The organism is Klebsiella sp. M041 (genome assembly GCF_059759695.1).
In genome coordinates, this window is the sequence record NZ_JCAXWU010000009.1 from 107,814 (window position 1) to 132,870 (window position 25,057).

Below are 25,057 nucleotides of genomic sequence, written 5' to 3' on the forward strand. Positions count from 1 at the left end.
TGGCCCGCGACGCTTCGCGAACCCTCCATGCCGTGGTGGATGCCTGGGACTTGTTCAAGCGGACCTGAGAAGCGCGATTAAACAGATACTTCCGGCAATAAAAATAGGATATGTTAATCCGGAAACGGGATCCCCTTTTGTCGGCGCCACGCATATCGTTACCGAGTGAAAACAGGACTGTAAATGATCGATGACATCCGCTACCTGATAGTCTTTGCCAAAATTGTCGAGAGCGGTTCTGTTTCAGGCGGCGCCGCGGCGTTAGGGTTGTCGACCGCAACAGCAAGCGCACATTTATCCAGGCTTGAGAAAAACCTTAACAGCGCTTTGCTCTACAGAAATACCCGAAAGCTTTCTCTAACACAAGATGGCGAAAGTGTGCTGGAGACCGCCAGGTCGATGCTCGAGCTTTATGAAAAAGGCGTCATTGAGTTTAAGCAACGTTCGGTATCCACAGCCGGTAAGCTGCGTATTTCCATACCTGCCGTTTTTTTAAACAGCCCATTCACTCACCATCTTGCAAATTTCATTAAAGAGAACCCGGATATTGCTCTGAGCATTTCTTATAGTGACCTGCGCGAGGACATTATTGCCGACAGTATTGATGTCGCCTTTCGCATTGGCGAGCTCCCCGATAGCGCTCTCAAGGCACGGCACCTGTTTGTTCTGCCGCGAAAGCTGGTGGCAGCAAAGGGCTTTCTCCTGCGCTATCCCCCCATTGATCATCCCGCTATGCTTGAATCAATGCCGTGGATTGGGCTGACGATGAGGGAGAATGTGCGCGAGTTCAGACATCGCAACGGCGAACAGGCGATAATAAAGTATACACCCGGCGTGTATGTCGATAGTGTTGAAGCCGCCTATGCCCTTGCCAGACAACAAATTGGCCTGGCCGCTCCGCCGCGTTTTCTCTGCGAAAAGGATATCCGCCGCGGCGACATGCAGGAACTACTTCCTGACTGGTCATTAGCCCCGCTAAAAGTGTATGCCCTATGGCCTGGCAATATTTCAGTTAGCGGCGCGGCCTATAAACTGATTAATTATATCTATAATGCCATTGAACATCAGCCGCTATGAATAGGTAATATACTGCGAATACAGTATGTAACCCGCAGTCATGCACAATAATCCGCCCATCACCAGATTAAACAGGCGGATCTGTGCTCTGCTTTTGAGAATCGCTGACATTTTATCACCGAATATCGCCCAGGCCGCCAGGGACAGATAGCAGACAAAAAAGTAGATGATAATAAATAGCGATATACTCAGGCGCGACGAGGGTTCAGAAAACAAGGCGACGCCAGAGGCACAGGCAGCCCAGGCTTTAGGATTGAGCCATTGCATTAAAAAACCCTGCGCAAACCCCGGCGCCTGTGCTTTTTTCAGTGTCCATTCCGGATGTGAAGTAGCAATTTTATAGCCCTGAAACAAGATAAATAACGAACCAACGATATTCAGATAGCTAAAAAACCAGGGGTGCGTTGCGATGGCCGCGTACAGTCCAAAACTAATAAAAACCAGTAACAATGTAAAACCAATAGTGGCGCCCGAGACGAAAGAAAATGTTTTTCTGAATCCATGCGCAGCGCCGGAAGAGATAATAACCATATTAACCGGACCTGGCGAAAATGACAGGGCCAGCGCAAACATAAGCATAGTAACGATCAAAACCATTTATTTATCCGTTTTCCAGGGAGAGATATCGTGGCAGGTGGTTTTATTACCACCTGCATGACGTTATTGAAAGACTACCTCGATATCGCAACGGGATTAAGTGGCTTTTATCTAAATGTGTATTTGATTATTTTCGCGCTATTTCTCCTGACCGGCGCCTGGCGCAATCCCCTGCGATCAAAGCATGGCCAGTGAAAAGCGCCTGATAAGGAAAACACCCAATCGATCGCTTCTCACCGCCCGATGGCCTATGCGCTCAACCCGCGATTTTTCAGCATCGGCTCAATCTGTGGATCGTGCCCGCGCCACTGGCGATACAGTTCAGCTAAATCAGCGCTATTGCCGCGAGATAAAATCGCGTCGCGGAAGCGCTGACCGTTCTCACGGGTCAAACCGCCCTGCTCCACGAACCACTGATAACCGTCGTCGGCCAGCATCTGGGTCCACAGATAGGCGTAATAGCCTGCCGCATAGCCGCCGCCAAAGATATGGGAGAAGTAGCTGCTGCGATAGCGCGGGGGAACGGCCGCCAGATCGAGGTGTTCTTCCCGGAGTACCCTCTGCTCAAATGTGTCCACCTCGTCCGGAAATCCGGTGGTCGACAGCGTGTGCCAGCGCATATCGAGCAGCGCGGCGGCTAGCAACTCGCTCATGTCATACCCTTTATTGAAGGTTGCCGCACGCAACATATTGTCGCGCAGCGCCTCCGGCATCGGATCTCCGGAGCGATAGTGCTTCGAATAGTGGGCGAATACCTGCGGATGGCTGGCCCAGTGTTCGAAGATTTGCGACGGAAACTCGACAAAATCCCGCGGGGTATTGGTCCCGGAGAGGCTGGCATAGCGCTGGCTGGCGAACAGTCCGTGCAGGGCGTGGCCAAACTCATGGAACAGGGTGATCACCTCATCCCATGACAACAGCGCGCTCTGTCCGCTCTGCGGCCGGGCATAATTGCAGACGTTGTAGATAACCGGGCGCTGCTCCCGTAGGGTCGACTGTTCGACAAACACGTCCATCCAGGCGCCGCCGCTCTTTGAATCGCGCGCGAAATAATCACCGTAAAACAGCGCCATCCCTTCGCCATTGTGGTCGAAGATCTCCCAAACCCGCACATCCGGGTGGTACACCGGGATGTCAAAGCGTTCCACGAAGCGGAGCCCAAAGAGCTGCGATGCCGTCCAGAAGACGCCGTCCTGCAGCACGCGCTCGAGGGCAAAATAGGGTTTGAGCTGTGCGTCATCAATGGCATAGGCAGCCCGCCGCACCTGCTCGCTGTAGTAGAGCCAGTCCCATGCCTGCGCGCGAAACTCCCCGCCTTCGTTGTCGATCACCTGCTGGATGTCCGCCAGCTCACGTTCCGCCCTCGCCCGCGCCGCCGGCGCGATCTGACGCATAAAGCCCAATGCCTCCGCCGGAGAAGCCGCCATTTGATCGGTCAGCGCCCAGCTGGCGTAATTTGCCGCCCCCAGCAGTTCCGCCTGCTGCGCGCGGATCGCCGCCAGCCGCAGCACCAGACTACGGGTATCATGCTCATCGCCCTGTTGATTGCGCGTCCAGCCGGCGGCGAAGAGATTCTCCCGCGTTTGCCGGTCGCGCAGCGCAAGCAGCTGCGGCTGCTGGGTGGTGTTGGTCAGCGTCAGCAGCCAGCGATCGCCGAGCCCTTTTTCCCGCGCCGCGTCGGCCGCTGCCGCTATCTCCTCATCGGTCAGGCCATCCAGTTGATGCCGGTCATCGACCACCAGGCCACCGCTTTTCGCCGCCCCCAGCAGGCGCTGCTGGAACTGACTTTGCAAAGTGGCCGCTTCGGTGTTCAGGGCGCGTAGCACCGCCTTCTGCGCCGGGGCCAGCGTTGCCCCGGCGTGAACAAAGCGTTGCCATGTCAGGGTCAGAAGACGCCGGGATTCGCCGTCAAGCGAGAGCGTCTCGCGCTGCTCGTAGACGCTGTTCACCCGCTGGAATAAAGCCTCGTTGAGCCAGATGTCATTCCCCAGCCCGGCGAGCTCGGCGGAAAATTGTTCATCCAGTGATTGCAGATAAGGGTTGGTATGGGCGCTGGCCATGGCGAAAAAGACCCGCGTCACCCGCGCCAGCAGCTGTCCGCTCTGCTCCAGCGCCTCGAGCGTGTTGGCGAAACTGGCAGGCTGCGGATTGTCGATAATGGCGCGGATCTCCTCGCGCTGCTGCCGGACGCCCTCATCAAACGCCGGCCGATAGTGACTGTCTTCAATCAGATCAAACCGCGGCGCCTGGTAAGGCAACAGACTGACGCTAAAAAAGGGGTTTTGTTCGGACATCTTTCTCTCCTGTACAGGCTTATCCTGTAAGATTAGGCTTCTCCTTAAGGGGTCGCAATGATTTCCGTTACCGGTCGCCGCCTGTGCGTGCTATGGTATGAAAACACAAAAAGCGTTGAGGAACAGTAAGATGATTATCATGGTCACCGGCGCCACTGCCGGTTTTGGTGAAAGTATTACTCGCCGTTTTGTCGCTAACGGTCATAAAGTGATTGCGACCGGACGTCGCGAAGAGCGCCTGAAGACGCTGAAAGACGAGCTGGGCGATAATCTTTATATCGCGCAACTGGACGTTCGCAACCGCGCCGCTATTGAGACGCTGATTGCCGACCTGCCCGCCGAGTGGCAGGCAATCGATGTGCTGGTGAACAACGCGGGTCTGGCGCTCGGTCTGGAGCCGGCGCACCGCGCCAGCGTGGAAGACTGGGAAGATATGATCGACACCAATAATAAAGGGCTGGTGTACATGACTCGCGCCGTCCTGCCGGGCATGGTGGCGCGCAATCGCGGCCACATCATCAACATCGGCTCCACGGCAGGCTGCTGGCCTTACGCCGGCGGTAACGTCTATGGGGCGACCAAAGCCTTCGTCCGTCAGTTCAGCCTCAATCTTCGCACCGACCTGCACGGCACCGCAGTGCGCGTCACCGACATCGAGCCGGGCCTGGTGGGCGGCACCGAGTTCTCGAACGTCCGCTTTAAAGGCGATGACGCCAAAGCCGGTAAAACCTACGAGAACACCGAAGCCCTGACGCCGGAAGATGTGACCGAGGCGGTCTGGTGGGTGGCCACCCTGCCGAAACACGTCAACATCAACACCCTGGAGATGATGCCGGTGAGCCAGAGCTTTGCCGGACTCAGCGTTCACCGCCAGGGCTAACCGTCAGCCACCCGGCCTGCTGGCCGGGTATGGGCGGAACCGCAAAAAACGCGTAAAATAGTGCGCATAACCCCATAAAAAGTAACCATCAATGGCCGCAGAATCGCAACTGAATCCGACGCAACCCGTCAATCAGCAAATTTATCGCATCCTCCGCCGGGATATCGTTCACTGCCTGATCCCGCCTGGCACGCCGCTGTCGGAGAAAGAAGTCTCCGTGCGTTTTGCGGTATCTCGTCAGCCGGTGCGCGAGGCCTTTATTAAGCTGGCGGAGAATGGACTTATCCAGATCCGTCCCCAGCGCGGCAGCTACGTCAACAAAATTTCCCTGTCTCAGGTGCGCAATGGTTGCTTTGTCCGCCAGGCGATTGAATGCGCGGTGGTCCGCCGTGCCGCTGGCATGATTAACGATGAGCAAGTCTATCAGCTGGAGCAGAATCTTCATCAGCAGCGTATTGCCGTCGACCGTCAGCAGTTAAACGACTTTTTCCTGCTTGATGATGAATTTCACCAGAAGTTGTCAGTTATTGCCGATTGTCAGCTGGCCTGGGATACGGTGGAAAACATCAAAGCCGCTATTGACCGCGTGCGCTACATGAGCCTCGACCATGTCTCCTCCCCGGAGATGCTGCTGCGCCAGCATCATGAAATTTTCACCGCGCTGGAAAAACGCGACGCCGAGGCGGTCGAGAAAGCCATGAGTATTCATTTGCATGAAATCAGCGAATCCGTGCTGTTGATCCGCCAGGAGAATCGCGACTGGTTTAGCGAAGAGTAAGGATCAGACGGCTGCGAAATAAGGCAGACGCAGCCGTCGTAATGGAAAGGATTATCTGACCACCAGCACCGGCGTTTTGGCGTAGCGCAAAATGGATTCGGCGTTGGAGCCCAGCAGATGGGTGGAGATCCCCGGTTTGCGGGAGCCAATCACTATCACATCGAACGCTTCGTTGTTACTGATAGCCAGAATTTCATCGCGCACGTTACCAAAGACGACCCGGGTATGGATCCGCGACATCGGTATGTCGAACAGTCGCGCCACCTCGCGCATCTTTTTCTCCGACTCTTCCTGCATATAGGCTTCGAATTTACGAATATCCGCCGTAAACCCGCGTAATAACGAACGGCTGCTGTTCGGCAGAACATTGAGCAAGGTGATTTCGCCATTTTCCGCCGACGCGAGAAATTCCGCGTGACGCACTGCCTTATCGCTTAAATCCATTTCAAAAACATCAACAGGCAATAAAATCTTTTTATACATGGCCCGCACTCCTTTTCCAGAGAAAGTGATTTTTCAATAACTTAACTATGCCATTTTTGCGGTGAATGACCAGCCTTTATTCGGAAAAATAACAGCTAATTATCTTTAGTAAATCAGGGAAATATAGAGTTATGTAAGGACATTGCGGTCGATCATATTTTTAGTCTGCTAAAAGCGATCGACAGCAAAAAAAGATATATCAGCGGAACCGTGCGGAAACAGCAGAAGAGCCGGTGTCGACCCCATGACCGACACCGGGAATAAACGATTATTGCGCCTCAGCCCATGCGGCAACGGTGGCTTTGGCCCCCTGACGCTGCAGCGCAACATAGGCGCGGGTCACCGCCGAGACGAACCGCGCTTTCTGCGGCAGCTCACGGCCGAAGATGGCCTCAATGCCCAACAGCACTTTGACGCGCGCTTCGCCATCGGCGCTGGCGGCTACCGCCTCCTTGATCACCGGCAGCAGCGGATCGCAAATTTCGATCGCCTGGCCGGCGTCGTCAACACCGCCGACATAGCGCATCCAGCCCGCCACGCCCAGCGCCAGCAGCGTGAAGTCATGCTGGTGCGCCAGGTGCCAGCGTACCGAGTCCAGCATACGCTGCGGCAGCTTCTGGCTACCGTCCATGGCAATCTGCCAGGTACGGTGTTTGAGCGCCGGATTGCAGTAGCGGTCAATCAGCAGACTGGCATAGTGTGACAGATCCACCCCCTGCACTTTCAAGGTCGGAGCCTGCTCGTCCAGCATCAGCGCCAGCGCCGCGCGGCGGTAGTTGTCATCCTGCATACAGTCGTTGATATGCTGATAACCGGCCAGATAGCCGAGATAGGCGAGGAACGAATGGCTGCCGTTGAGCATCCTCAGCTTCATCTCTTCGAAAGGCACCACATCGGCGACCAGCTCCGCCCCCGCTTTCTCCCACTGTGGACGTCCGGCGACAAAGTTATCCTCAATCACCCACTGGCGGAAAGGCTCGCAGGCCACGCCAGCCGGGTCGCGCACGCCGGTCAGCTGTTCAATTTTATCGAGGGTTTCCGCCGTCACCGCCGGGACAATACGGTCCACCATGGTCGACGGAAAGGTGACATTCTGTTCTATCCATGCGGCGAGATCCGCGTCCAGCGCCCGGGCGTAGGCGCAGACGACGTTGCGCATCACATGACCGTTTTCCGGCATGTTATCGCAGGACATCACGGTAAAGGCCGACAGCCCTGCCGCCCGGCGACGCGCTAAGGCCGCCACCACCACGCCCACTGCCGATTTCGGCTGGCGCGGGTTAGCGAGATCGGCGGCGATCAGCGGGTGATCGAGCTGCAGCTCGCCGCTGGCTGGCGAATGGCAATAGCCTTTCTCGGTAATGGTCAGGGAGACAATGGCCACCTGTGGCTCACACATCGCCGAAAGCACGGCCTCGAGACCATCGACCTGGGCGTGCAGCGCCTGCTTCACCACCCCGACCACGCGCGCGGTCCACGCGTCGGCGGACATTTCTGCCACGGTGTACAGCAGATCCTGCTGCCGGAGATCGGCGATCTGCTGCTCGCCGCCAATCAGGTTGACTTCAGTGTAGCCCCAGTCGCTGCCGTGCTCGCTGGCCAGTATATCGGCGTAGACCGCCTGATGGGCGCGGTGGAACGCGCCAAAACCCAGATGGACGATACGGGGAACCAGCGCGCGGCGATCGTAGTCCGGCTGTATGGCGTTAGCGGTTAAGAGGGTGTTTTCCATGATGACTCTCGTTGTTATGTGGCTCATCAACCATTCTCTGGGAGAACTCTCGAGGAGAATGCCTTTGTGCCTCAACCATCTCACGCAATTGGTATAACATCTTTGATTTCTGTCAACTACCATACAAGAAGCTTTTGCCGGGTTGTGGTCGCTGGCGAGCGATCACAAAATCTCTGGGATGGCAGGAGAAAATCCGCCGCGAAGCGGTAAGAGAAGATGGAACATGGCGCAGGCCGCGCCTCCCTGCGGGCCTGTGGCTTCCTGGTCGGTTAATCGATGCGGGTTTTGACGATAAAGAAGTAGCACAGCGCCCCGGCGAAGGTCACCCCGGCGGCGATCACCAGCGCCAGATTGAAAGAATGGGTGGTATCCACGACCCAGCCGGTGACTATCGGCGCGAAGGAGGCAAACACAAAGCTGCCAAAGTTCTGGATCGCCGCCACCGACGCCACTTTATGCTCCGCCACCAGCACCTGTACCAATCCCCAGGCCGAGGTGCCAGCGAAATGGACGCAGAACAGCGCCATAGAGATAAATGCCACCGCCTGGGTCGGCGTGGACGATTGCACCACCAGCAGCGTTCCCAGCGCCGACAGCACCAGACCGGCAACGATCGCCGTTTTGCGGGTTTTCGCCAGATCGTAGCCTCTGCGCGCCAGGGCGTCGACCACCAGACCATTGACCCACATCCCCACCGCCGCGGCGAGGAACGGGATCGCCGCCACCCAGCCGGTGCGCGCCAGGCTTAACCCCTGCTGAGCCTGCAAATAGCCGGGCAGCCAGGCGATATATAGCCAGCCGGTATAGTTCACCCCGGAGAAGCCGAGGATCATCCCCCAGGTGGTACGCCGTTTAAACAGCGCCAGCCATTCGCTCAGTTTCAGCGCCGGCCGGGCCGCCTCCTCGCTGGCCAGATAGCGTTGCTCCTCCTCCTGGAGGGTAAATTGCCGCCGGTTACGGTATCCCACATACCAGCACAGGCCGACCAGAATACCGGCCAAACCAATCACCACAAACATTGTCCGCCAGCCCCAGGCCAGCTGCATGATGACCAGGGCCGGCGGGGCGATGGCTTGCCCCAGCACCGTCGAGGAGTTAAATATCCCCACCGCCGTGCCGCGCTCTCTTTGCGCATACCAGTCGTTGATCGATTTCACCCCGGCGGGCATAAACGGCGCTTCACCGATCCCGAGGCCAATGCGCAGCAGAATAAAATGCGAGAATGAATTGACCATCCCGGTCAGGGCCTGCATCGCAGACCAGAATATCAGCCCGGCGCCCAGCACAACCCGCGGTCCGAGGCGATCCAGCAAAATTCCCGAGGGCAGTTGCGCGAAGCCATAGGAGAGAGAAAAAGCGGAGAGCAGCACCCCGAACTCGGTGGCGCTCAGACCCAGATCGGCGCGTATCGCCTCCCCGGCGACGCTCAGGGAAGAGCGGTCAAGAAAGTTAACGATCCCGGCGATAAACAGCAGCGTCAGGGTGATCTTCTGCACCCGACGGATGCGCAGCGGCGTCGCGCCCGCCTGTGGGGCAAATGTCTCAATAGCCATCGTGATTCCTTACAGAGTCATAACCCAATATGATGTCTGATAAGTAAGGCAACAGGTCGACTACCATACAAGAATTAGGGTTTAAAAAAGTGGTAGGGATCACACAAGACGGGCTTACGCTCGTCCCCAGCCCGCCACGATGATCAGCATGCCGCACAGGGCGATGGCCGCGCCCGCCCAGTCATAATGGGTTAATTTGACCCCATCAACGACCCGCAGCCAGAGCAATGCCGTACAAACGTAGACGCCACCGTAGGCGGCATATACCCGCCCGCTGGCGGTCGGATGGAGCGTCAGGAGCCAGACGAACAGCCCCAGCGCCAGGCCGGCGGGGATCAGCAGCAGCGGCGTGGCCCCGCGCTTTAACCATAGCCACGGCAGATAGCAGCCGGCGATTTCACACAGGGCGGTGGCAAAGAACAGCAGCGTTGTTTTGAGCATTAAAAGATTCGTAAAAGAGACAAAGCGTTGAACTATTCTACGCGATAATAGCCCTTTCCCTACGCTGTTTCGGCGGCTATACCCGGCAAAAGAGCTGTAGTAAACTTAACCTGAGGGTTAACCCATCACTTAAAGGAAATCGTGATGAACATGACACTGACCAAACGCTGGTGCCTGACCGCCATTCTGGCGTTAAGCGCCGTCGTCTATACCTCCAGCTCGTTCGCGGCCACCGACCGGCTGGTGATTGAGTCCGGCGACAGCGCGCAAAGCCGTCAGCAGGCGTCGATGGAAAAAGAGCAATGGAACGACACCCGCAGCCTGCGCCAGAAGGTGAACAAACGGGCGGAAAAAGAGTGGGACAAAACCGATGTCGCCTTTGACGCGCAGGATAACTGCCAGAAGAGCGCCAACGTCAATGCCTACTGGGAACCAAACACCCTGCGCTGCCTTGACCGCCGCACCGGCCGGGCGATCAATCCCTGAGCACGCTGGCGCCTGCGGGCGCCGCCTTTCAGTCCCCTCTTTTCCGCTTTGACCACAGGAATTCCCATGACCGACGCGCTACACGTCAGACTCCGCCCCCTTGAGCGCGAAGATTTGCGCTTTGTTCACCAGCTCGACAACAACGCCAGCGTGATGCGCTACTGGTTTGAAGAGCCCTATGAAGCCTTCGTTGAGCTTTCCGATCTGTACGACAAGCATATTCACGATCAAAGCGAGCGTCGCTTTGTGATCGAATGCAATGGCGATAAGGCCGGACTGGTGGAGCTGGTGGAAATCAACCATGTGCACCGCCGGGCCGAATTTCAGATCATCATCTCACCCGACTTCCAGGGAAAAGGCCTCGCCACCCGCGCCGCGCGGCTGGCGATGGACTATGGCTTTACCGTGCTCAATCTGTATAAGCTGTATCTGATTGTGGATAAAGAGAATGAAAAAGCGATCCATATTTACCGCAAGCTCGGCTTTATGGTCGAGGGTGAACTGATCCATGAGTTTTTCATTAACGGCGAGTACCGCAACACCATCCGCATGTGTCTGTTCCAGCATCAGTATCTTGCGGAACACAAAACGCCGGGCCCGTCTCTGCTGAAGCCGACGGCTCAGTAATAATCAATGCGGTTTTTAATCGTGTAGTGACGGGTCAGCGGCGGCTGGACGCTTTCATCGATCACCTGCAGCTCACAGCTCAGCGGATTGTCATGGCGATCGTAGTCGCAGGTCTGGCGCACCGTGCCCAGCGTGCGGTCGTTGAAGGTGCTGATGGCGGTATAGTCCATTTTCTTGCGCGGATCCTTCGACGGCGTGGAGGCGACGGTAAATCGCTCCTCTTTGGCGGTGGTGGTTTTCCCCAGCGGATAGCCATCGCTGTCGTAACGGTAGGTGGCGGTAGTCTCTTTGCCGCGGGAGCTGATAATAAAGCCGTTATCATCCGTTTCCCAGCTCACGCCGGTGGCGGGCATCTCCGCCAGCTGACATTTCCCCTGCAGACGCAGCCGCTTTTCATGGGTGCGGCCATCGACGTAATAGTTGGCGTCCAGCAGTAGCGTGGCGCCGGTGTTATTCTCCACATCCTCCAGCGTCAGCAGATCGAAACATCCCTCTTTTGACAGCTGCGCGCTCACCTTCTTGACCACCACATCGTGTTCGTCCAGTAACGTCTGGCTAAAATCCTTCACCGGACCGCGCAGCGGATCGAACTCAAACTCATTGGAAAAACTCGCCATCTCCGGGGTGAAGGCTTCCGGGGCGCTTTCGCGGTCGCACGCCGTCAGCAGCAGCGCGGTGGGGATCAACCAATACAGTCTTTTCACAGGTGATTCCTTTTGTGTACATCCAATCATATTAGCAAATACAATTGTTTACACCAGTTCTGCTATGCTTAAATCTGGATACCATCGATAAGGAGCGTAAGATGAAACTATCCCTCTGGACAGGCGCCGCGCTGCTGCTGTGCTCCACGACCGTGCTGGCGGCCCCCGACTCCTGTGAACGGGTCAAAAATGATATTCAACAGAAGATCATTAACAATGGCGTACCGGAAACGGCCTTCAGTCTGGCCATCGTGCCAAACGACCAGGCGGACCAGCCCGGCGCTCAGGTGGTGGGTCATTGCGCCAACGACACATTCAAAATCACCTACACCCGTAACAGCGACAGTCCCGCCGAAAACGACGCTCAGTAAACCCGCCTCGCTTTCAAACGAAAGATCTTATCCCTGCCTTGACCAGGGATAAGATCTGCCGGCTACCCATAACGTATTATCGCTCACCCCGGCGTCTGTTGAAGACGCGGCGGCCCTTCTCCGCCCAGCATAACTATCATGGAGTGAGCAATGTCGAATCAGGAATCTTCCGGCGGCGTCACCCGACGCGCACTACTTAAATCCACAGCCCTCGGTTCTCTGGCGCTGGCCGCCGGCGGGCTTCCCCTGCCCTTTACGCTGCGCAGCGCCGCGGCGGCGGTACAGCAGGCTGCCGGCGACAACACCCACATTGTCTGGGGCGCCTGTTCGGTCAACTGCGGCAGCCGCTGCGCCCTGCGGCTGCACGTGCGTGACGATGAAGTGGTCTACGTGGAAACGGATAACACCGGCGACGACCGCTACGGCGATCATCAGGTCCGCGCCTGCCTGCGCGGGCGTTCGATTCGCCGGCGCATCAACCACCCGGATCGCCTTAACTATCCTATGAAGCGCGTCGGCAAACGCGGAGAAGGCAAATTTGAGCGTATCAGCTGGCAGGAAGCGCTGGATACCCTTGCTGACCGTCTGAAACGCGTCGTCGCGCAATATGGCAACGAAGCCGTGTACATTAACTACTCATCAGGAATCGTCGGCGGGAACATGACCCGCTCCTCGCCTTCCGCTTCGCCGGTGGCGCGGCTGATGAACTGCTACGGCGGCTCGCTTAACCAGTACGGTACCTACAGCACCGCGCAGATCGCCTGCGCCATGCCCTACACCTACGGCAGTAACGACGGCAACAGCACCTCGGATATTGAAAACAGTAAGCTGGTGGTGATGTTCGGCAACAACCCGGCGGAAACCCGCATGAGCGGCGGCGGTATTACCTGGTATCTGGAACAGGCCCGCGAGCGCTCCCACGCGCGGATGATCGTTATCGATCCGCGCTACACCGATACCGCCGCCGGTCGCGAAAATGAGTGGATCCCCATTCGCCCCGGCACAGACGCCGCGCTGGTCGCCGGTATCGCCTGGGTGTTGATTAACGAAAATCTGGTGGATCAGCCGTTCCTTGATAAATACTGCGTCGGCTACGATGAGAAGACGCTGCCGGCCGGGGCGCCGGCAAACGGCCACTATAAAGCCTATATCCTCGGCGAGGGCGACGACGGCGTCGCCAAAACGCCGCAGTGGGCTTCGCGTATCACCGGCATCCCCGCCGATCGCATCATTAAGCTGGCGCGCGACATCGGCATGAGCAAACCGGCCTACATCTGCCAGGGCTGGGGGCCGCAGCGCCAGGCCAACGGCGAACTCTCCGCCCGGGCGATCGCCATGCTGCCGATCTTAACCGGCAACGTCGGCATCAACGGCGGCAACAGCGGCGCCCGTGAATCGACCTACACCATCACCATCGAGCGTCTTCCGGTGCTGGAAAACCCGGTGAAAACCGCCATCTCCTGCTTCACCTGGACCGACGCCATCGCTCGAGGCCCTGAGATGACCGCCACCCGCGACGGCGTGCGCGGCAAAGAGAAGCTGGATGTGCCGATCAAGTTCCTGTGGAACTACGCGGGCAATACCCTCATCAACCAGCACTCCGACATCAATAAGACCCACGAGATCCTGCAGGACGAAAGCAAGTGCGAAACCATCGTGGTCATCGACAACTTTATGACCTCGTCAGCGAAATACGCCGACCTGCTGCTGCCCGACCTGATGACCGTTGAGCAGGAAGATATTATTCCCAACGATTACGCCGGCAATATGGGCTATCTGATTTTCATCCAGCCCGCCACCTCGGCGAAATTTGAACGCAAACCGATTTACTGGATCTTAAGCTAAGTGGCGAAACGGCTCGGCGACGATGTCTACCAGCGTTTTACCGAGGGACGCACTCAGGCGCAGTGGCTGCAGCATCTGTACGCCAAAATGGTGGCGAAAGATCCGGCGCTGCCGGCCTACGATGAGCTGAAGCGAATGGGCATCTACAAACGCAAGGACCCGAACGGCCACTTCGTCGCCTATCGCGACTTCCGCCGCGATCCTGAAGCGCATCCGCTCAAAACCCCGTCCGGCAAAATTGAGATCTACTCCAGCCGGCTCGCCGAGATTGCCGCCCGCTGGCAGCTGGAGAAAGACGAAGTCATCAGCCCGCTGCCGGTCTATGCCTCCACATTTGAAGGCTGGGACGATCCGCTGCGCAGCCAGTATCCGCTGCAGCTGTTTGGATTTCACTATAAGGCGCGCACCCATTCCAGCTACGGCAACGTGGACGTGCTGCAGGCCGCCTGCCGTCAGGAAGTGTGGATCAACCCGCTGGACGCGGAAAAACGCGGGATTAAAAACGGCGATCTGGTGCGGGTGTTCAACCAGCGCGGCGAAGTCCGGCTGCCGGCGAAAGTGACGCCACGCATCATGCCGGGCGTGTCGGCGATGGGCCAGGGCGCGTGGCACGACGCCAATATGGCCGGGGACCGGGTTGACCATGGCGCCTGCATGAATACCCTGACCACCCATCGCCCGTCGCCGCTGGCGAAAGGGAATCCGCAGCATACCAACCTGGTCGACATCGAGAAGGTTTAAGGAGTAAACCATGAGCACGCAATATGGATTCTTTATCGACTCCGCTCGCTGTACCGGGTGCAAAACCTGCGAGCTGGCCTGTAAGGACTATAAGAACCTGACTCCGGAGGTCAGCTTCCGTCGCATCTATGAGTACGCCGGCGGCGACTGGCAGGAGGACAACGGCATCTGGCAGCAGAACGTGTTCGCCTATTACCTCTCCATCGCCTGTAACCACTGCGCCGATCCGGCCTGCACCAAGGTCTGCCCGAGCGGAGCGATGCACAAGCGCGAAGACGGTTTTGTGGTAGTGGATGAAGAGGTGTGCATCGGCTGCCGCTACTGTCATATGGCCTGCCCGTACGGCGCGCCGCAATACAACGCCGACAAAGGCCATATGACCAAGTGCGACGGCTGTTATCAGCGCGTCGCCGAGGGGAAAAAGCCGATCTGCGTCGAGTCCTGCCCGCTGCGGGCGCTCGATTTCGGCCCCATTGCCGAACTGCGCGCTAAGCACGGCCAGCTGGCGGCGGTGGCCCCGCTGCCCTCGGCGCACTTCACTCAGCCGAGCATCGCGATCAAACCTAACCGCAACGCCCGGCCGTGTGGCGATACCACCGGTTATCTTGCAAACCCGAAGGAGGTGTGAGATGGGAAGCGGATGGCAGGAATGGCCGCTGGTGCTGTTTACGGTACTGGGGCAATGCGTGGTCGGCGCGACCCTCGTCAGCGGTCTGGTCTGGCTGACGCTGGCGGACCAGCGCGAAGCGCGGCAGCGGCTGGTGCGCAGCATGTTTTTTATCTGGCTGCTGATGGGGATCGGTTTTCTCGCCTCAGTGATGCATCTCGGTTCGCCGCTGCGGGCGTTTAACTCGCTGAACCGCGTCGGGGCCTCGGCGCTGAGCAACGAAATCGCCAGCGGCGCCTTGTTTTTCGTCGTGGGCGGATTCTGGTGGCTGCTGGCCGTGCTGGAAAAAATGCCGGCGGCGCTGGGTAAAGTCTGGCTGGCGATCGCCCTGCTGTTGGGACTGCTGTTTGTGCTGGCGATGACCCGGGTTTATCAAATCGATACCGTGCCGACATGGTACACTGGCTACACCACCAGCGCCTTCTTCCTGACGGTACTCCTCAGCGGGCCGCTGTTCGCCGCCCTGCTGCTGCGAATGGCGAAAGTCGACGTTAACGCTTGGTTTATTGCCGGTCTGAACGTGGCCGCGCTGGTCATCAGCGCCGCGATTATCGTGATGCAAAGCGCCGGGCTCGGCGCCATACACAGCTCCGTTCAGCAGGCGGCCACCCTGCTGCCGGATTACGGCAGACTGCAGGCCTTACGTCTGATCCTGCTGGCGCTGGGACTCGGCTGCTGGCTGTGTCCGCTGATCCGCCGTCAGCCGCCGCGCGCTGCGGGGCTGCTGGCCGGTCTGCTGCTGGTCTTGATCGCGGAATGTATTGGCCGCGGCCTGTTTTATGGGCTCCATATGACCGTCGGTATGGCGGTTGCCCGTTAATGAGACGGCGCGCCGGCGCGCGCCGCAGAAAGGAATAAGTGATGATGCCGTTCCCTCACCGCGACGCTGTCGCCTTAAGCGCCCGTACCCTGGGCGCGTTGTTCTCTTATGCGCCGAATAGCCCGCAAATCGCGCCGCTGGTGGCCGCCTTCCAGGACGGCAGCTGGCAGCAACAGTGGCCCTTCCCGGTTGCCGCCCCGCTGGCATCGGGGTTTGCCGCGTCGGTTGAAGAGTCGTTGCCGGAAGCCTGGCAGCGCCTGTTTATCGGACCGTGGGCCCTGCCGGCGCCGCCCTGGGGATCCGTCTGGCTGGATAAAGAGTCGGTGCTGTTCGGCGAATCCACACTGGCCCTGCGCGAATGGATGCGCGCGAACGGCATCGCACTGGACGCCGATCTCAACGAGCCGGAAGACCATTTCGGCACCCTGCTGCTGCTGGCGGCGTGGCTGTGCGAAACGGAGCACGAGGCGCTGTTTGCCCAGCTGCTGGCCTGGCATCTGCTGCCGTGGTCCGGGCGCTTCCTGAGCGTCTTTGTCGAACATGCCGCCCACCCCTTCTACCAGGCGCTGGGCCAGCTGGCGCAGGCGACCCTGGCGCAGTGGCAGGCGGGTCTGCCCCTCGCGGTGGCGGAAAAGCCGCTCTATCGCTAATCCCTTTGCCGCGCCGGGAGTCGGCGCGGTTTCCTTGATGGCTCCCCTCTCCGTAACCCGCACTTATCGCTTTTGCATATAAGTTTATTCCCTATCACAATAAGGCCATGTTTTCCCAATCTCGCCGTGACCGATGCACCGTCTTCATCCCTATCCTGATGTGCAGGTGATGTTTCGTCGCCTGCTGATCGCCACGCTGATTGGCCTTCTCGCCGCCCTGGCGGTGGCCCTGTTTCGCCATGCCATGGTGGTGCTGGAAACGCTGTTTCTCGGTAACGACAGCGGGAGCCTGGTCAACGCCGCGCAGTCGCTGCCGGCGTGGCGACGGCTGATTACCCCGGCGCTGGGGGGACTGGCGGCAGGGGCACTTCTCTGGCTGTGGCAACGACGCCGCGTTGCCCGTCCGCACGCCGCCACCGATTATATGGAAGCCCTGGAGACCGGAGACGGTTGCTTCGATACGCCGGCAAGCCTGGTGAAGTCGCTGGCCTCGCTGCTGGTGGTGGTCACCGGCAGCGCGATTGGCCGGGAAGGCGCCATGATCCTGCTGGCCGCGCTGGCAGCCTCGCTGTTCGCCCGCCGCTTCACGCCGCAGGCCGAATGGAAACTGTGGGTCGCCTGCGGCGCCGCCGCCGGGATGGCCAGCGCCTATCATGCTCCACTGGCCGGCAGCCTGTTTATCGCTGAAATTCTGTTTGGCACGCTGATGCTGGCCTCGCTTGGGCCGGTAGTGATCTCGGCGGTGATCGCCCTGCTGCTGACCCAGTTTCTCAACGGCGGCGCCGCGCCGTTGTACCATGTCGTCCTGCAGCAGGATCTCAGCGCGCTGCACTATGGCCTGATGCTCGCCACTGGACTGCTGGCCGGACTGTGCGGGCCGCTGTTTATCTGGCTGATGGAATACAGCCACCGCGGGTTCGTCAGGCTGAAACTGGCGCCGCCGTGGCAGCTGGCGCTGGGCGGTCTGATCGTCGGCGGCCTATCGCTCATCACGCCGGCGGTGTGGGGCAACGGCTACAGCGTGGTGCAAAGCTATCTGCTGCTGCCGCCGCCCGGCGCGCTGCTGGTGGCGGTATTCCTGTGCAAACTGCTGGCGGTGCTGGCCAGCAGTGGCTCCGGTGCGCCGGGCGGGGTGTTTACCCCCACGCTGTTTGTCGGCCTGGCGATGGGCATGCTATTGGCCCGCTTCAGCGGGCTGTGGCTACCGGGGGAGCAGGAGATGGCTATGATGATGGGACTGACCGGCATGGCGGCGTTTCTTGCCGCCACTACCCATGCGCCAATCATGTCGACTCTGATGATTTGTGAGATGACCGGGCAGTATGTGCTGCTGCCCGGCCTGCTGATCACCTGCGTGGTGGCGTCGGTGCTGTCGCGGACGTTACGCCGGGATTCGATCTATCGCCATCACGTTGCCGAGCATGTCTAAGTCGACGTAGCGGCTTAGCTCACGCTGTTCGGCGCGCGGCAGATACGGTAGCTCGCCAATGAGCGGCGCCGGCAGCTTTTTGCTGAGCACATCGATGATTTCGGCGTAGTGCGCCAGACCGGGGTTGATGCGGTTAGCCACCCAGCCGATCAGCGGCAGCCCGTCATTGGCGATCGCCTGGGCCGTCAGCAGCGCATGGTTGATGCACCCTTCCTGGATCCCTACCACCATCAGCACCGGGAGCTGCTCCTGTACCACCCATTCGGAGAGCGGTCGCAGGTCGTTCATCAGGCTGCGCCAGCCGCCGGTGCCTTCAACCACCACGTGTTCAACTTGCCCGGCCAGCCGCTGCAAACCATCCGACAGCAGACCGTAGTTGATCGGGCAGCTGTGCGCCACGCTGCTTTCGTCTTCGCTTAAGGCGATGGGATTGACAGCTTCATAGGGTAACGCCAGCGTGGAGACGCTCTGCAGCACCAGCGCGTCTTTATTACGCAAACCGTCCGGCGTCTCTTTGCTGCCCTTCGCCACAGGCTTGTACCCGGCCACGCTTTTGCCTCTGGCAGCAAGTGCCTGCAACAGCGCACGGGAAACCACTGTCTTCCCGACAGCAGTGTCTGTACCTGTAATAAAGAAACGCTTAAACATCACTAACCCCACAGTTTTGTCGATGAAATATACGGGAGAGAAATAATCAACAGTGGGCAAAGTCTACGTGAAGCCGCTGGGGGTCAGCTTGAGATAGCGCAATTTTTGGTGTGACTATGAAAAAATGTTAACCCTGTAACAGTCGTATGAGTAAGGATCCGTTATAGAGCGCATCCTTGACCAGCGCCGCGCCAGCCATCGTTCCGCGGTTGGAGAACTGGGTGCTTTCAACCGCGATATGCTGGCTGTAGGCCGGGAGTGATTGTTGCCGAATGCAGCTGGAAATTGCCGGAAAAAGAATGTCTGCCGCCAGGTTAAATGGCGAGCCGATCAGGATTTTCTGCGGGTTAAACAGATTGACCATGATCGCCAGAATGCGACCGACGTGATGACCGACGCCGCTGATAATGTCCCGGGCCAGCAGGTCGCCCTGCAGCGCCGCCTGGCACAGCCACTCCACGCTCAGCGGACGCTGATGCAGCAGCGAGCTCATCGACTGTGCCATCCGCATCTGCGCCAGCTCCAGCACGCTCTCCACGCTGGCGATCGTTTCAAGACAGCCATGGTTACCGCAGTAGCAGCGTTTGCCATAGGGGTCGACCTGGGTATGACCGATCTCCACGAGGCTGCTGCTGCCGGCGTGCAGCAGACGTCCGTCGGTGATAACCCCGGCGCCGACGTTATGATCGATCACCACCTGAATGACGTCCCGGGCGCCGCGCGAGGCGCCAAACAGCGATTCCGCCATGGTCCAGGCGCTAATGTCATGCTGAATATAGACCGGCACCCCGGTATGGTTGGCCAGCGTTTCGCCCAACGGGACGTCTTTGACCTCTTCATAAAACGGCATGCGATGAATAATGCCGTTTTCGGTATCAATGATACCCGGCATCGTTATGGCGATGGAGGTGAGGCGTTCCAGCTTCTTCTGGTGGCGAATAAAGAAGCGATCGATATGGTCGATGATCCGCGTCAGAAACGGCGAGCTGTCGGTAAGGGCCAGCTCCAGCTGCTCCTCCACCACCAGCTGGCTGCTTAAATCGCGCAGCGAAAGGTGGATCTCGCCGCGGCTGATGCGCACCGCCAGATAGTGCCAGGCCTCGGTTTCCACCATCAGACCCACCGCCGGGCGCCCGCGGCTGCCGGGCTCCTGAATCTCGGTCTCCTGCACCAGATGCGCTTCCAGCATCTCGCGGACAATTTTGGTGATGCTGGCGGGCGCCAGTTGCGCAAATCGGGAGAGGTCGATACGCGATACCGGGCCGAGCTGATCAATCAGGCGATAGACGGCGCCCGCATTGGTCTGCTTAATCTGATCGATATGGCCTGGTTGACTATCCGCTACCACCATTGACTCCCTTTATTTTCGCGCTTCGAAATAAACTTTCGGCTATGGTGAAGCACTTCGATGGTGAACGTCAAATTTTTGCTTAGCCTTGTGATTTACCGCACATTTCCAGCCCCTTTTTGCCTCAATTGCGCTCGTTTTTCCAGGCCAGCAGCGTGTCACGAAAGCGTTTTGCCAGCGCCCCCTGCTCATGGTGTTTCGACCACACCAGCCACATCTCCGACACCGCATCCTTTTCGTCAATCGGCAGCCAGCGCATTTCGCTGAGCTGCACGCGCTGAAAGGAGGCCGGCAGGATCGACACCCCCAGCCCGGCGGCTACCAGGCCAATAATGGTCATCGCCTCCCCCACCTCCTGGGCAATCACCGGCGTATGGCCGTAGCGGCGCAGCAGGCCAAGGATGTCGTCATACAGGCCGGTACCGACGTGCGGGTCGAAAAAGACGAACGGCTCCCGCGCCAGCGCCGCCAGGCTGACCGAGGGCTGGCGGGCCAGCGGATGGTCCACTGGGACCATCGCCAGCAGCGGCTCGCGCAGCACTCGCTGCCACGCCAGGGTGTCCGGCAGTTGGGTATTGCGCAACAGGCCGAGGTCGAGGGCTCCCTCGCTCAGCGGGACAATCTGTTCGCGGGTATTGGTCTCGCGGGTGAGAATATGCACATCCGGGTAGCGCTGACGAAACAGGGACAGCGTATCGGATACCGCCTTGATAAAAGGGGCCGAGGAGGTAAAGCCGATACGCAGTTCGCCCGTTTCCCCATGGTGCAGACGGGCGGCGCGGGCGGCCGCGTCCTCCACCTGGGCGAGAATTTGTCGGCTGTCGGCGAGAAACTGTTTCCCCGCCGCCGTCAGGCTGACGCTGCGGTTGGTGCGGGCGAACAGGCGGGCGCCGGTCTGCTGCTCGAGGATCTGAATTTGCTGGCTTAACGGCGGTTGAGAGATGTTCAGTCGCGCCGCGGCGCGGCCAAAATGCAGCTCCTCGGCGACGGCGACAAAGTAGCGCAAATGACGCAACTCGATATTCATATTTAAAACGTCTTATTTGAGATTATTAATATATTAGACAGAATATTTACATTTTCATACCCTAAAAATGTGAGCTGAATGGTCACAACACTCTGTTGGTAAGCAGCAACTTCTACCCAAGGAATTCTCTGTGAGTCGTACAACAACCGTTGACACCGTGCCGGCGGGCGAGGTCAGCGTCGCTGGTGCATCCCGCCCGGATCCGTTTATTAAGCGCGGCACCCCGCAGTTTATGCGCGTCACGCTCGCGCTATTCTCCGCCGGTCTGGCCACCTTCGCCCTGCTCTACTGCGTACAGCCGATCCTGCCGGTGCTGTCGAACGAGTTCGGTGTATCGCCGGCCAGCAGCAGTATTTCTCTCTCCATTTCCACGGCGATGCTGGCGGTGGGCCTGCTGTTTACCGGCCCGCTGTCGGACGCCATAGGCCGCAAGCCGGTGATGGTCACCGCGCTGCTGCTGGCCGCCTGCTGCTCGCTGTTGTCGACCATGATGACCAGCTGGCACGGCATCCTGATTATGCGCGCCCTGATTGGCCTGTCGCTGAGCGGCGTGGCGGCGGTCGGTATGACCTACCTGAGCGAGGAGATCCACCCCAGCTTTGTGGCCTTCTCTATGGGACTCTATATCAGCGGCAACTCCATCGGCGGCATGAGCGGCCGCTTGCTCACCGGGGTCTTTACCGATTTTTTCGGCTGGCGCGTGGCGCTGGCGGTGATCAGCGGCTTCGCCCTGGCCGCGGCGATTATGTTCTGGCGAATCCTGCCCGAGTCGCGCCATTTCCGCCCGACCTCGCTGCGGCCAAAAACGCTGCTGATTAATTTCCGCCTGCACTGGCGCGATCGCGGCCTGCCGCTGCTATTCGTCGAGGGTTTCCTGCTGATGGGGGCCTTTGTCACCCTGTTTAACTACATTGGCTACCGTCTGATGATGTCGCCGTGGTCGTTAAGCCAGGCGGTGGTGGGTCTGCTGTCGGTGGCGTATCTCACCGGGACCTGGAGCTCGCCGAAAGCGGGCGCCATGACCGTACGCTATGGCCGCGGTCCGGTGATGCTCGGCTTTACCGGCGTGATGCTCTGCGGCCTGCTGATGACGCTCTTTTCTTCCCTGTGGCTTATTTTCCTCGGCATGCTGCTGTTCTCCGCCGGCTTCTTCGCCGCGCACTCCGTCGCCAGCAGCTGGATTGGCCCGCGCGCGCGCCGCGCCCGCGGTCAGGCGTCATCGCTGTATCTGTTCAGCTATTATCTTGGCTCAAGCCTGGCGGGGACATTAGGCGGGGTGTTCTGGCATCGCTACGGCTGGAACGGCGTCGGCGGATTTATCGCGCTGCTGCTCCTTGCCGCGCTGTTGACCGGCACTTGCCTGTATCGGCGACTCAAATAATCGCGCGTGACGTGGCCTGCGGGCCACGTTTCACCACATGCCCATGATAGATGACAAGCCCATCAGCTCTCTGACGGCATCAACGGACAGTAAGGCAATAAACAGCCAGGTGAACGGATTCATAAACCACCCCCGAACCTCCAGACTTGCGTTATCGATCACAGTTTAGTCACGATGCGTTACCGATTTCTGCAATACTGCTCACAGAGCCACGCTTTTTTTCCTGCTATCACGCGGCTAATGCTTTACCCCGCCCTCTGCGCGCCACGCTCGACCCGCCAGGCGTATCAGGATAGTGTAGAGGCATACCGATAATCTGTTCATTCACCTGTCACGGACCGAACGCTACTATGACTGAAAATACGCCTTATCAGCAGCTTACCCGCACCTTTCAGCGCCTGTCGCGCTTTTCGCATCTCTCCGCCATCGCCGGCTGGGATATGTTCGCCATGATGCCTCCGGGCGGTAGCGCCGCCCGCGGCGAAGCGCTGGCGGAACTCGGCGTGCTACAGCATCAGATCCTGACCGATAAAAAAGTGGGCCAATGGCTGCAGGCGGCCCGCCAGCAGGATCTCAACGACCTCGAACAGGCCAACCTGCGGGAAATGCAGCGCCAGTACGCTCAGGCGGCGCTGCTGCCGGAGAGCCTGGTGGAGGCCAAATCGCTGGCCGGTAGCCGTTGCGAACATGCCTGGCGCAGTCAGCGGCCGGCTAATGACTGGGCTGGCTTTGCCGATAATTTGCGCGAGGTGGTCAGGCTGAGCCGCGAGGAAGCGCAGATCCGCGCCGACGCCCGGGGCGGCTCACGCTATGACGCGCTGCTGGATATTTTCGAACCGGATATGACCAGCGCCCGGCTGGACAGCCTGTTTGCCGATCTCAAGTCCTGGCTGCCTTCCCTGCTGCGACAAGCGGTCGATAAGCAGGCGACGCGAACCTTGATCGCCCCGCAGGGGCCGTTCCCGATCCCTGAGCAGCGCGAACTGGGTCTGCAGGCGATGCGCATCCTCGGCTTTGACTTTGACGGCGGGCGTCTGGACATCAGCGCCCACCCGTTTTGCGGCGGCGTCCCTCAGGATGTGCGCATCACCACCCGCTACAACGAAAACGACCTGCTCAGCGCTCTGTTCGGCGTGATCCACGAGACCGGCCACGCCCGCTATGAGCAGAATCTGCCTCGCCCGTGGGTCGACCAGCCGGTAGGACTGGCCCGCTCTACTGCTATCCATGAGTCGCAGAGCCTGTTCTTCGAAATGCAGCTGGGACGCAGCGAGCGCTTCCTGAAACGCCTGCTGCCGGCGGTGCGCGAACGCTTTGGCGATCGGCCGGCCTTTAGCGAGGAGAATTTCATCGCCTGGAACCAGCGGGTGAAACCAGGCTTTATTCGCGTTGATGCCGATGAGGTCAGCTATCCGGCGCATGTGATCCTGCGCTATGAAATTGAACGCGCGCTGATCGACGGCGAGATAGAGGTGGAAGATATTCCGTCGCTGTGGGATGAGAAAATGCAGCACTGGCTGGGACTGTCGACCACCGGCAACTACCGGGACGGCTGTATGCAGGATATTCACTGGACCGACGGCGGCTTCGGCTACTTCCCTTCCTACACGCTGGGGGCGATGTATGCCGCGCAGCTGATGACCGCCGCCCGTCGCGCGCTGCCGACGTTAGACCGCGATATCGCGGAAGGGGATTTCAGCGCCCTGTTTGACTGGCTGCGGCAGAATATCTGGCAGCATGGCAGCCGCTTCACCACCTCGCAGCTGATCCAGCAGGCCACCGGCGAGGATCTTAACAGCTGCTACTTCCGCGACCACCTTACCGCCCGCTATCTGTGATCGTCCGCGCCGGGCTGCCCGGCGCGTCCTTCCACTCCCCGCCTTGTACATTCGGTTACACGCCGATACCAAACACTCACGGAAAGCCCGAAAAGACAAGCATATAGTGATTTCACCGGCCCCGCAGTGGGGTTGAAATTAAGAAAACTTTTCGAGGATATCAGAATGAAAAAAGTATTAGCTCTGGTCGTTGCCGCTGCTATGGGTCTCTCTTCCGCCGCTTTCGCTGCTGACGCAGTAAGCACCACTCAGGCGCCAGCTGCTACCCACAGCACTGCTGCCAAGACCACCCATCACAAAAAACACCATAAAGCCGCGGCCAAACCAGCTGCAGAGCAGAAAGCTCAGGCTGCCAAAAAACACAAGAAAGCAGAAGCTAAACCAGCCGCTGCCCAGAAAGCCCAGGCCGCTAAAAAACACAAAAAAGCAGAAGCCAAACCCGCCGCTCCGCAGAAAGCCCAGGCCGCGAAAAAGCACCACAAAGCTGCCGCTAAACCGGTAGCCCAGAAAGCTCAGGCAGCGAAAAAACACCACAAAACAACCAAACACCAGGCCGCTAAACCTGCTGCACAGCCGGCAGCCTAATTCCTCCCGGTGAACCAACCTTCTTAAATAATCGGCGCTGCTTCAGCGCCGTTTT

General features: G+C 59.0%; 25 protein-coding genes and 1 pseudogene. 15 read left to right on the top strand and 11 right to left on the bottom strand.

The genetic code is table 11. From position 1 onward, the window contains the following. Positions 1-183 precede the first annotated feature (183 nt). Positions 184-1,077 (top strand): LysR family transcriptional regulator, encoded by an 894-nt coding sequence (locus tag AC6CWS_RS13725; RefSeq protein ID WP_023289591.1) that lies wholly within the window; start codon positions 184-186, stop codon positions 1,075-1,077. On the opposite strand, the gene AC6CWS_RS13730 is transcribed toward AC6CWS_RS13725, so the two are convergent. Then, on the bottom strand, positions 1,072-1,674 hold the full coding sequence (locus tag AC6CWS_RS13730; RefSeq protein ID WP_065882325.1) for a LysE family translocator: 603 nt from the start codon (positions 1,672-1,674) through the stop codon (positions 1,072-1,074). The genes AC6CWS_RS13725 and AC6CWS_RS13730 overlap by 6 nt on opposite strands. Positions 1,675-1,704: 30 nt before the next feature. Here AC6CWS_RS13730 and AC6CWS_RS13735 point away from each other — a divergent pair, with 30 nt between their 5' ends. Beyond that, a complete protein-coding gene (locus tag AC6CWS_RS13735) occupies positions 1,705-1,869 on the top strand; it encodes a hypothetical protein (RefSeq protein WP_158238024.1) in 165 nt (54 codons plus the stop codon). A gap of 53 nt (positions 1,870-1,922) precedes the next feature. Here the strand turns inward: AC6CWS_RS13735 and dcp are convergent, their stop codons facing one another. Continuing rightward, a complete protein-coding gene (gene dcp, locus AC6CWS_RS13740) occupies positions 1,923-3,968 on the bottom strand; it encodes a peptidyl-dipeptidase Dcp (protein ID WP_080901508.1) in 2,046 nt (681 codons plus the stop codon). A gap of 130 nt (positions 3,969-4,098) precedes the next feature. Between dcp and ydfG the strand changes: the two genes are divergently transcribed. Together ydfG and AC6CWS_RS13750 are read left to right on the top strand one after the other, a co-directional pair. Further along, positions 4,099-4,848, top strand: a complete 750-nt coding sequence (gene ydfG / locus AC6CWS_RS13745) for a bifunctional NADP-dependent 3-hydroxy acid dehydrogenase/3-hydroxypropionate dehydrogenase YdfG (protein ID WP_023289559.1) — start codon at positions 4,099-4,101, stop codon at positions 4,846-4,848. Positions 4,849-4,939: 91 nt separating this feature from the next. Next, positions 4,940-5,626, top strand: coding sequence for a GntR family transcriptional regulator (locus tag AC6CWS_RS13750; protein ID WP_004206025.1), 687 nt, complete (start codon positions 4,940-4,942; stop codon positions 5,624-5,626). A 51-nt stretch (positions 5,627-5,677) separates the two neighbouring features. Here AC6CWS_RS13750 and AC6CWS_RS13755 read toward each other — a convergent pair whose 3' ends face one another. From AC6CWS_RS13755 to AC6CWS_RS13770, 4 genes are all read right to left on the bottom strand, one after another. Next, on the bottom strand, positions 5,678-6,109 hold the full coding sequence (locus AC6CWS_RS13755; protein WP_048334875.1) for a universal stress protein: 432 nt from the start codon (positions 6,107-6,109) through the stop codon (positions 5,678-5,680). A gap of 268 nt (positions 6,110-6,377) precedes the next feature. Next, positions 6,378-7,841 (bottom strand): mannitol dehydrogenase family protein, encoded by a 1,464-nt coding sequence (locus AC6CWS_RS13760; RefSeq protein WP_135721040.1) that lies wholly within the window; start codon positions 7,839-7,841, stop codon positions 6,378-6,380. 269 nt (positions 7,842-8,110) lie between these two features. Then, complete coding sequence (locus AC6CWS_RS13765) at positions 8,111-9,394, bottom strand: MFS transporter (protein WP_023289556.1); 1,284 nt, start codon at positions 9,392-9,394, stop codon at positions 8,111-8,113. Positions 9,395-9,508: 114 nt separating this feature from the next. Continuing rightward, entirely contained in the window at positions 9,509-9,871 is a 363-nt protein-coding gene (locus tag AC6CWS_RS13770; protein ID WP_074442600.1) for a YnfA family protein, read from the bottom strand. A gap of 108 nt (positions 9,872-9,979) precedes the next feature. Between AC6CWS_RS13770 and AC6CWS_RS13775 the strand changes: the two genes are divergently transcribed. After that, a complete protein-coding gene (locus tag AC6CWS_RS13775; protein ID WP_065882317.1) occupies positions 9,980-10,321 on the top strand; it encodes a DUF1283 family protein in 342 nt (113 codons plus the stop codon). 66 nt (positions 10,322-10,387) lie between these two features. Then, a complete protein-coding gene (gene speG / locus AC6CWS_RS13780) occupies positions 10,388-10,948 on the top strand; it encodes a spermidine N1-acetyltransferase (RefSeq protein ID WP_004206037.1) in 561 nt (186 codons plus the stop codon). On the opposite strand, the gene AC6CWS_RS13785 is transcribed toward speG, so the two are convergent. Then, positions 10,942-11,652, bottom strand: coding sequence for a YnfC family lipoprotein (locus AC6CWS_RS13785; RefSeq protein ID WP_065882315.1), 711 nt, complete (start codon positions 11,650-11,652; stop codon positions 10,942-10,944). The two genes, speG and AC6CWS_RS13785, sit on opposite strands and share 7 nt — an antisense overlap. Positions 11,653-11,753: 101 nt before the next feature. Between AC6CWS_RS13785 and AC6CWS_RS13790 the strand changes: the two genes are divergently transcribed. From AC6CWS_RS13790 to clcB, 6 genes and pseudogenes are all read left to right on the top strand, one after another. Next, positions 11,754-12,023 carry a DUF1161 domain-containing protein gene (locus AC6CWS_RS13790; protein WP_004206039.1) on the top strand — a complete coding sequence of 90 codons (270 nt, stop codon included), beginning with the start codon at positions 11,754-11,756 and terminating at the stop codon, positions 12,021-12,023. A gap of 150 nt (positions 12,024-12,173) precedes the next feature. Next, positions 12,174-14,609, top strand: a pseudogene (gene ynfE / locus AC6CWS_RS13795) (selenate/tellurate reductase subunit YnfE). Between the two features lie 10 nt (positions 14,610-14,619). Beyond that, positions 14,620-15,237 carry a DMSO/selenate family reductase complex B subunit gene (locus AC6CWS_RS13800; RefSeq protein ID WP_023289552.1) on the top strand — a complete coding sequence of 206 codons (618 nt, stop codon included), beginning with the start codon at positions 14,620-14,622 and terminating at the stop codon, positions 15,235-15,237. 1 nt (position 15,238) lies between these two features. Then, positions 15,239-16,096, top strand: a complete 858-nt coding sequence (locus AC6CWS_RS13805) for a DmsC/YnfH family molybdoenzyme membrane anchor subunit (protein WP_065882310.1) — start codon at positions 15,239-15,241, stop codon at positions 16,094-16,096. 41 nt (positions 16,097-16,137) lie between these two features. Further along, complete coding sequence (gene dmsD / locus AC6CWS_RS13810) at positions 16,138-16,746, top strand: Tat proofreading chaperone DmsD (RefSeq protein ID WP_065882309.1); 609 nt, start codon at positions 16,138-16,140, stop codon at positions 16,744-16,746. Between the two features lie 133 nt (positions 16,747-16,879). Beyond that, complete coding sequence (gene clcB, locus AC6CWS_RS13815) at positions 16,880-18,175, top strand: voltage-gated ClC-type chloride channel ClcB (RefSeq protein ID WP_064154666.1); 1,296 nt, start codon at positions 16,880-16,882, stop codon at positions 18,173-18,175. Here the strand turns inward: clcB and bioD are convergent. From bioD to ynfL, 3 genes are all read right to left on the bottom strand, one after another. Further along, positions 18,128-18,823: a dethiobiotin synthase gene (gene bioD / locus AC6CWS_RS13820; RefSeq protein ID WP_065882308.1), complete on the bottom strand. Its 696-nt coding sequence runs from the start codon at positions 18,821-18,823 to the stop codon at positions 18,128-18,130. The genes clcB and bioD overlap by 48 nt on opposite strands. Before the next feature lie 127 nt (positions 18,824-18,950). After that, positions 18,951-20,171 (bottom strand): sugar metabolism global transcriptional regulator Mlc, encoded by a 1,221-nt coding sequence (gene mlc, locus AC6CWS_RS13825; RefSeq protein ID WP_032429145.1) that lies wholly within the window; start codon positions 20,169-20,171, stop codon positions 18,951-18,953. 124 nt (positions 20,172-20,295) lie between these two features. After that, positions 20,296-21,198 (bottom strand): multidrug efflux transcriptional activator YnfL/SxtR(Kp), encoded by a 903-nt coding sequence (gene ynfL, locus AC6CWS_RS13830; protein ID WP_065882306.1) that lies wholly within the window; start codon positions 21,196-21,198, stop codon positions 20,296-20,298. Between the two features lie 130 nt (positions 21,199-21,328). Here ynfL and ynfM point away from each other — a divergent pair, with 130 nt between their 5' ends. Next, on the top strand, positions 21,329-22,579 hold the full coding sequence (gene ynfM / locus AC6CWS_RS13835) for a multidrug efflux MFS transporter YnfM/SxtP(Kp) (RefSeq protein WP_023289545.1): 1,251 nt from the start codon (positions 21,329-21,331) through the stop codon (positions 22,577-22,579). 30 nt (positions 22,580-22,609) lie between these two features. Here ynfM and AC6CWS_RS13840 read toward each other — a convergent pair whose 3' ends face one another. Then, positions 22,610-22,702 (bottom strand): KPN_01571 family protein, encoded by a 93-nt coding sequence (locus AC6CWS_RS13840; protein ID WP_004206050.1) that lies wholly within the window; start codon positions 22,700-22,702, stop codon positions 22,610-22,612. Between the two features lie 227 nt (positions 22,703-22,929). Between AC6CWS_RS13840 and AC6CWS_RS13845 the strand changes: the two genes are divergently transcribed. Together AC6CWS_RS13845 and asr are read left to right on the top strand one after the other, a co-directional pair. After that, positions 22,930-24,417, top strand: coding sequence for a carboxypeptidase M32 (locus AC6CWS_RS13845; RefSeq protein WP_065882303.1), 1,488 nt, complete (start codon positions 22,930-22,932; stop codon positions 24,415-24,417). Positions 24,418-24,582: 165 nt separating this feature from the next. Then, positions 24,583-25,002 (top strand): acid resistance repetitive basic protein Asr, encoded by a 420-nt coding sequence (gene asr, locus AC6CWS_RS13850; protein ID WP_004206052.1) that lies wholly within the window; start codon positions 24,583-24,585, stop codon positions 25,000-25,002. Positions 25,003-25,057 lie beyond the last annotated feature (55 nt).

Bases quoted from the DNA above. Each gene is read 5' to 3' on its own strand.
- AC6CWS_RS13725 (WP_023289591.1), top strand. From the start codon at position 184: ATGATCGATGACATCCGCTACCTGATAGTCTTTGCCAAAATTGTCGAG.
- AC6CWS_RS13730 (WP_065882325.1), bottom strand. From the start codon at position 1,674: ATGGTTTTGATCGTTACTATGCTTATGTTTGCGCTGGCCCTGTCATTT.
- dcp (WP_080901508.1), bottom strand. From the start codon at position 3,968: ATGTCCGAACAAAACCCCTTTTTTAGCGTCAGTCTGTTGCCTTACCAG.
- ydfG (WP_023289559.1), top strand. From the start codon at position 4,099: ATGATTATCATGGTCACCGGCGCCACTGCCGGTTTTGGTGAAAGTATT.
- AC6CWS_RS13750 (WP_004206025.1), top strand. From the start codon at position 4,940: ATGGCCGCAGAATCGCAACTGAATCCGACGCAACCCGTCAATCAGCAA.
- AC6CWS_RS13755 (WP_048334875.1), bottom strand. From the start codon at position 6,109: ATGTATAAAAAGATTTTATTGCCTGTTGATGTTTTTGAAATGGATTTA.
- AC6CWS_RS13760 (WP_135721040.1), bottom strand. From the start codon at position 7,841: ATGGAAAACACCCTCTTAACCGCTAACGCCATACAGCCGGACTACGAT.
- AC6CWS_RS13765 (WP_023289556.1), bottom strand. From the start codon at position 9,394: ATGGCTATTGAGACATTTGCCCCACAGGCGGGCGCGACGCCGCTGCGC.
- AC6CWS_RS13775 (WP_065882317.1), top strand. From the start codon at position 9,980: ATGAACATGACACTGACCAAACGCTGGTGCCTGACCGCCATTCTGGCG.
- speG (WP_004206037.1), top strand. From the start codon at position 10,388: ATGACCGACGCGCTACACGTCAGACTCCGCCCCCTTGAGCGCGAAGAT.
- AC6CWS_RS13790 (WP_004206039.1), top strand. From the start codon at position 11,754: ATGAAACTATCCCTCTGGACAGGCGCCGCGCTGCTGCTGTGCTCCACG.
- AC6CWS_RS13800 (WP_023289552.1), top strand. From the start codon at position 14,620: ATGAGCACGCAATATGGATTCTTTATCGACTCCGCTCGCTGTACCGGG.
- AC6CWS_RS13805 (WP_065882310.1), top strand. From the start codon at position 15,239: ATGGGAAGCGGATGGCAGGAATGGCCGCTGGTGCTGTTTACGGTACTG.
- dmsD (WP_065882309.1), top strand. From the start codon at position 16,138: ATGATGCCGTTCCCTCACCGCGACGCTGTCGCCTTAAGCGCCCGTACC.
- clcB (WP_064154666.1), top strand. From the start codon at position 16,880: ATGCACCGTCTTCATCCCTATCCTGATGTGCAGGTGATGTTTCGTCGC.
- bioD (WP_065882308.1), bottom strand. From the start codon at position 18,823: ATGTTTAAGCGTTTCTTTATTACAGGTACAGACACTGCTGTCGGGAAG.
- ynfL (WP_065882306.1), bottom strand. From the start codon at position 21,198: ATGAATATCGAGTTGCGTCATTTGCGCTACTTTGTCGCCGTCGCCGAG.
- AC6CWS_RS13840 (WP_004206050.1), bottom strand. From the start codon at position 22,702: ATGAATCCGTTCACCTGGCTGTTTATTGCCTTACTGTCCGTTGATGCC.
- AC6CWS_RS13845 (WP_065882303.1), top strand. From the start codon at position 22,930: ATGACTGAAAATACGCCTTATCAGCAGCTTACCCGCACCTTTCAGCGC.
- asr (WP_004206052.1), top strand. From the start codon at position 24,583: ATGAAAAAAGTATTAGCTCTGGTCGTTGCCGCTGCTATGGGTCTCTCT.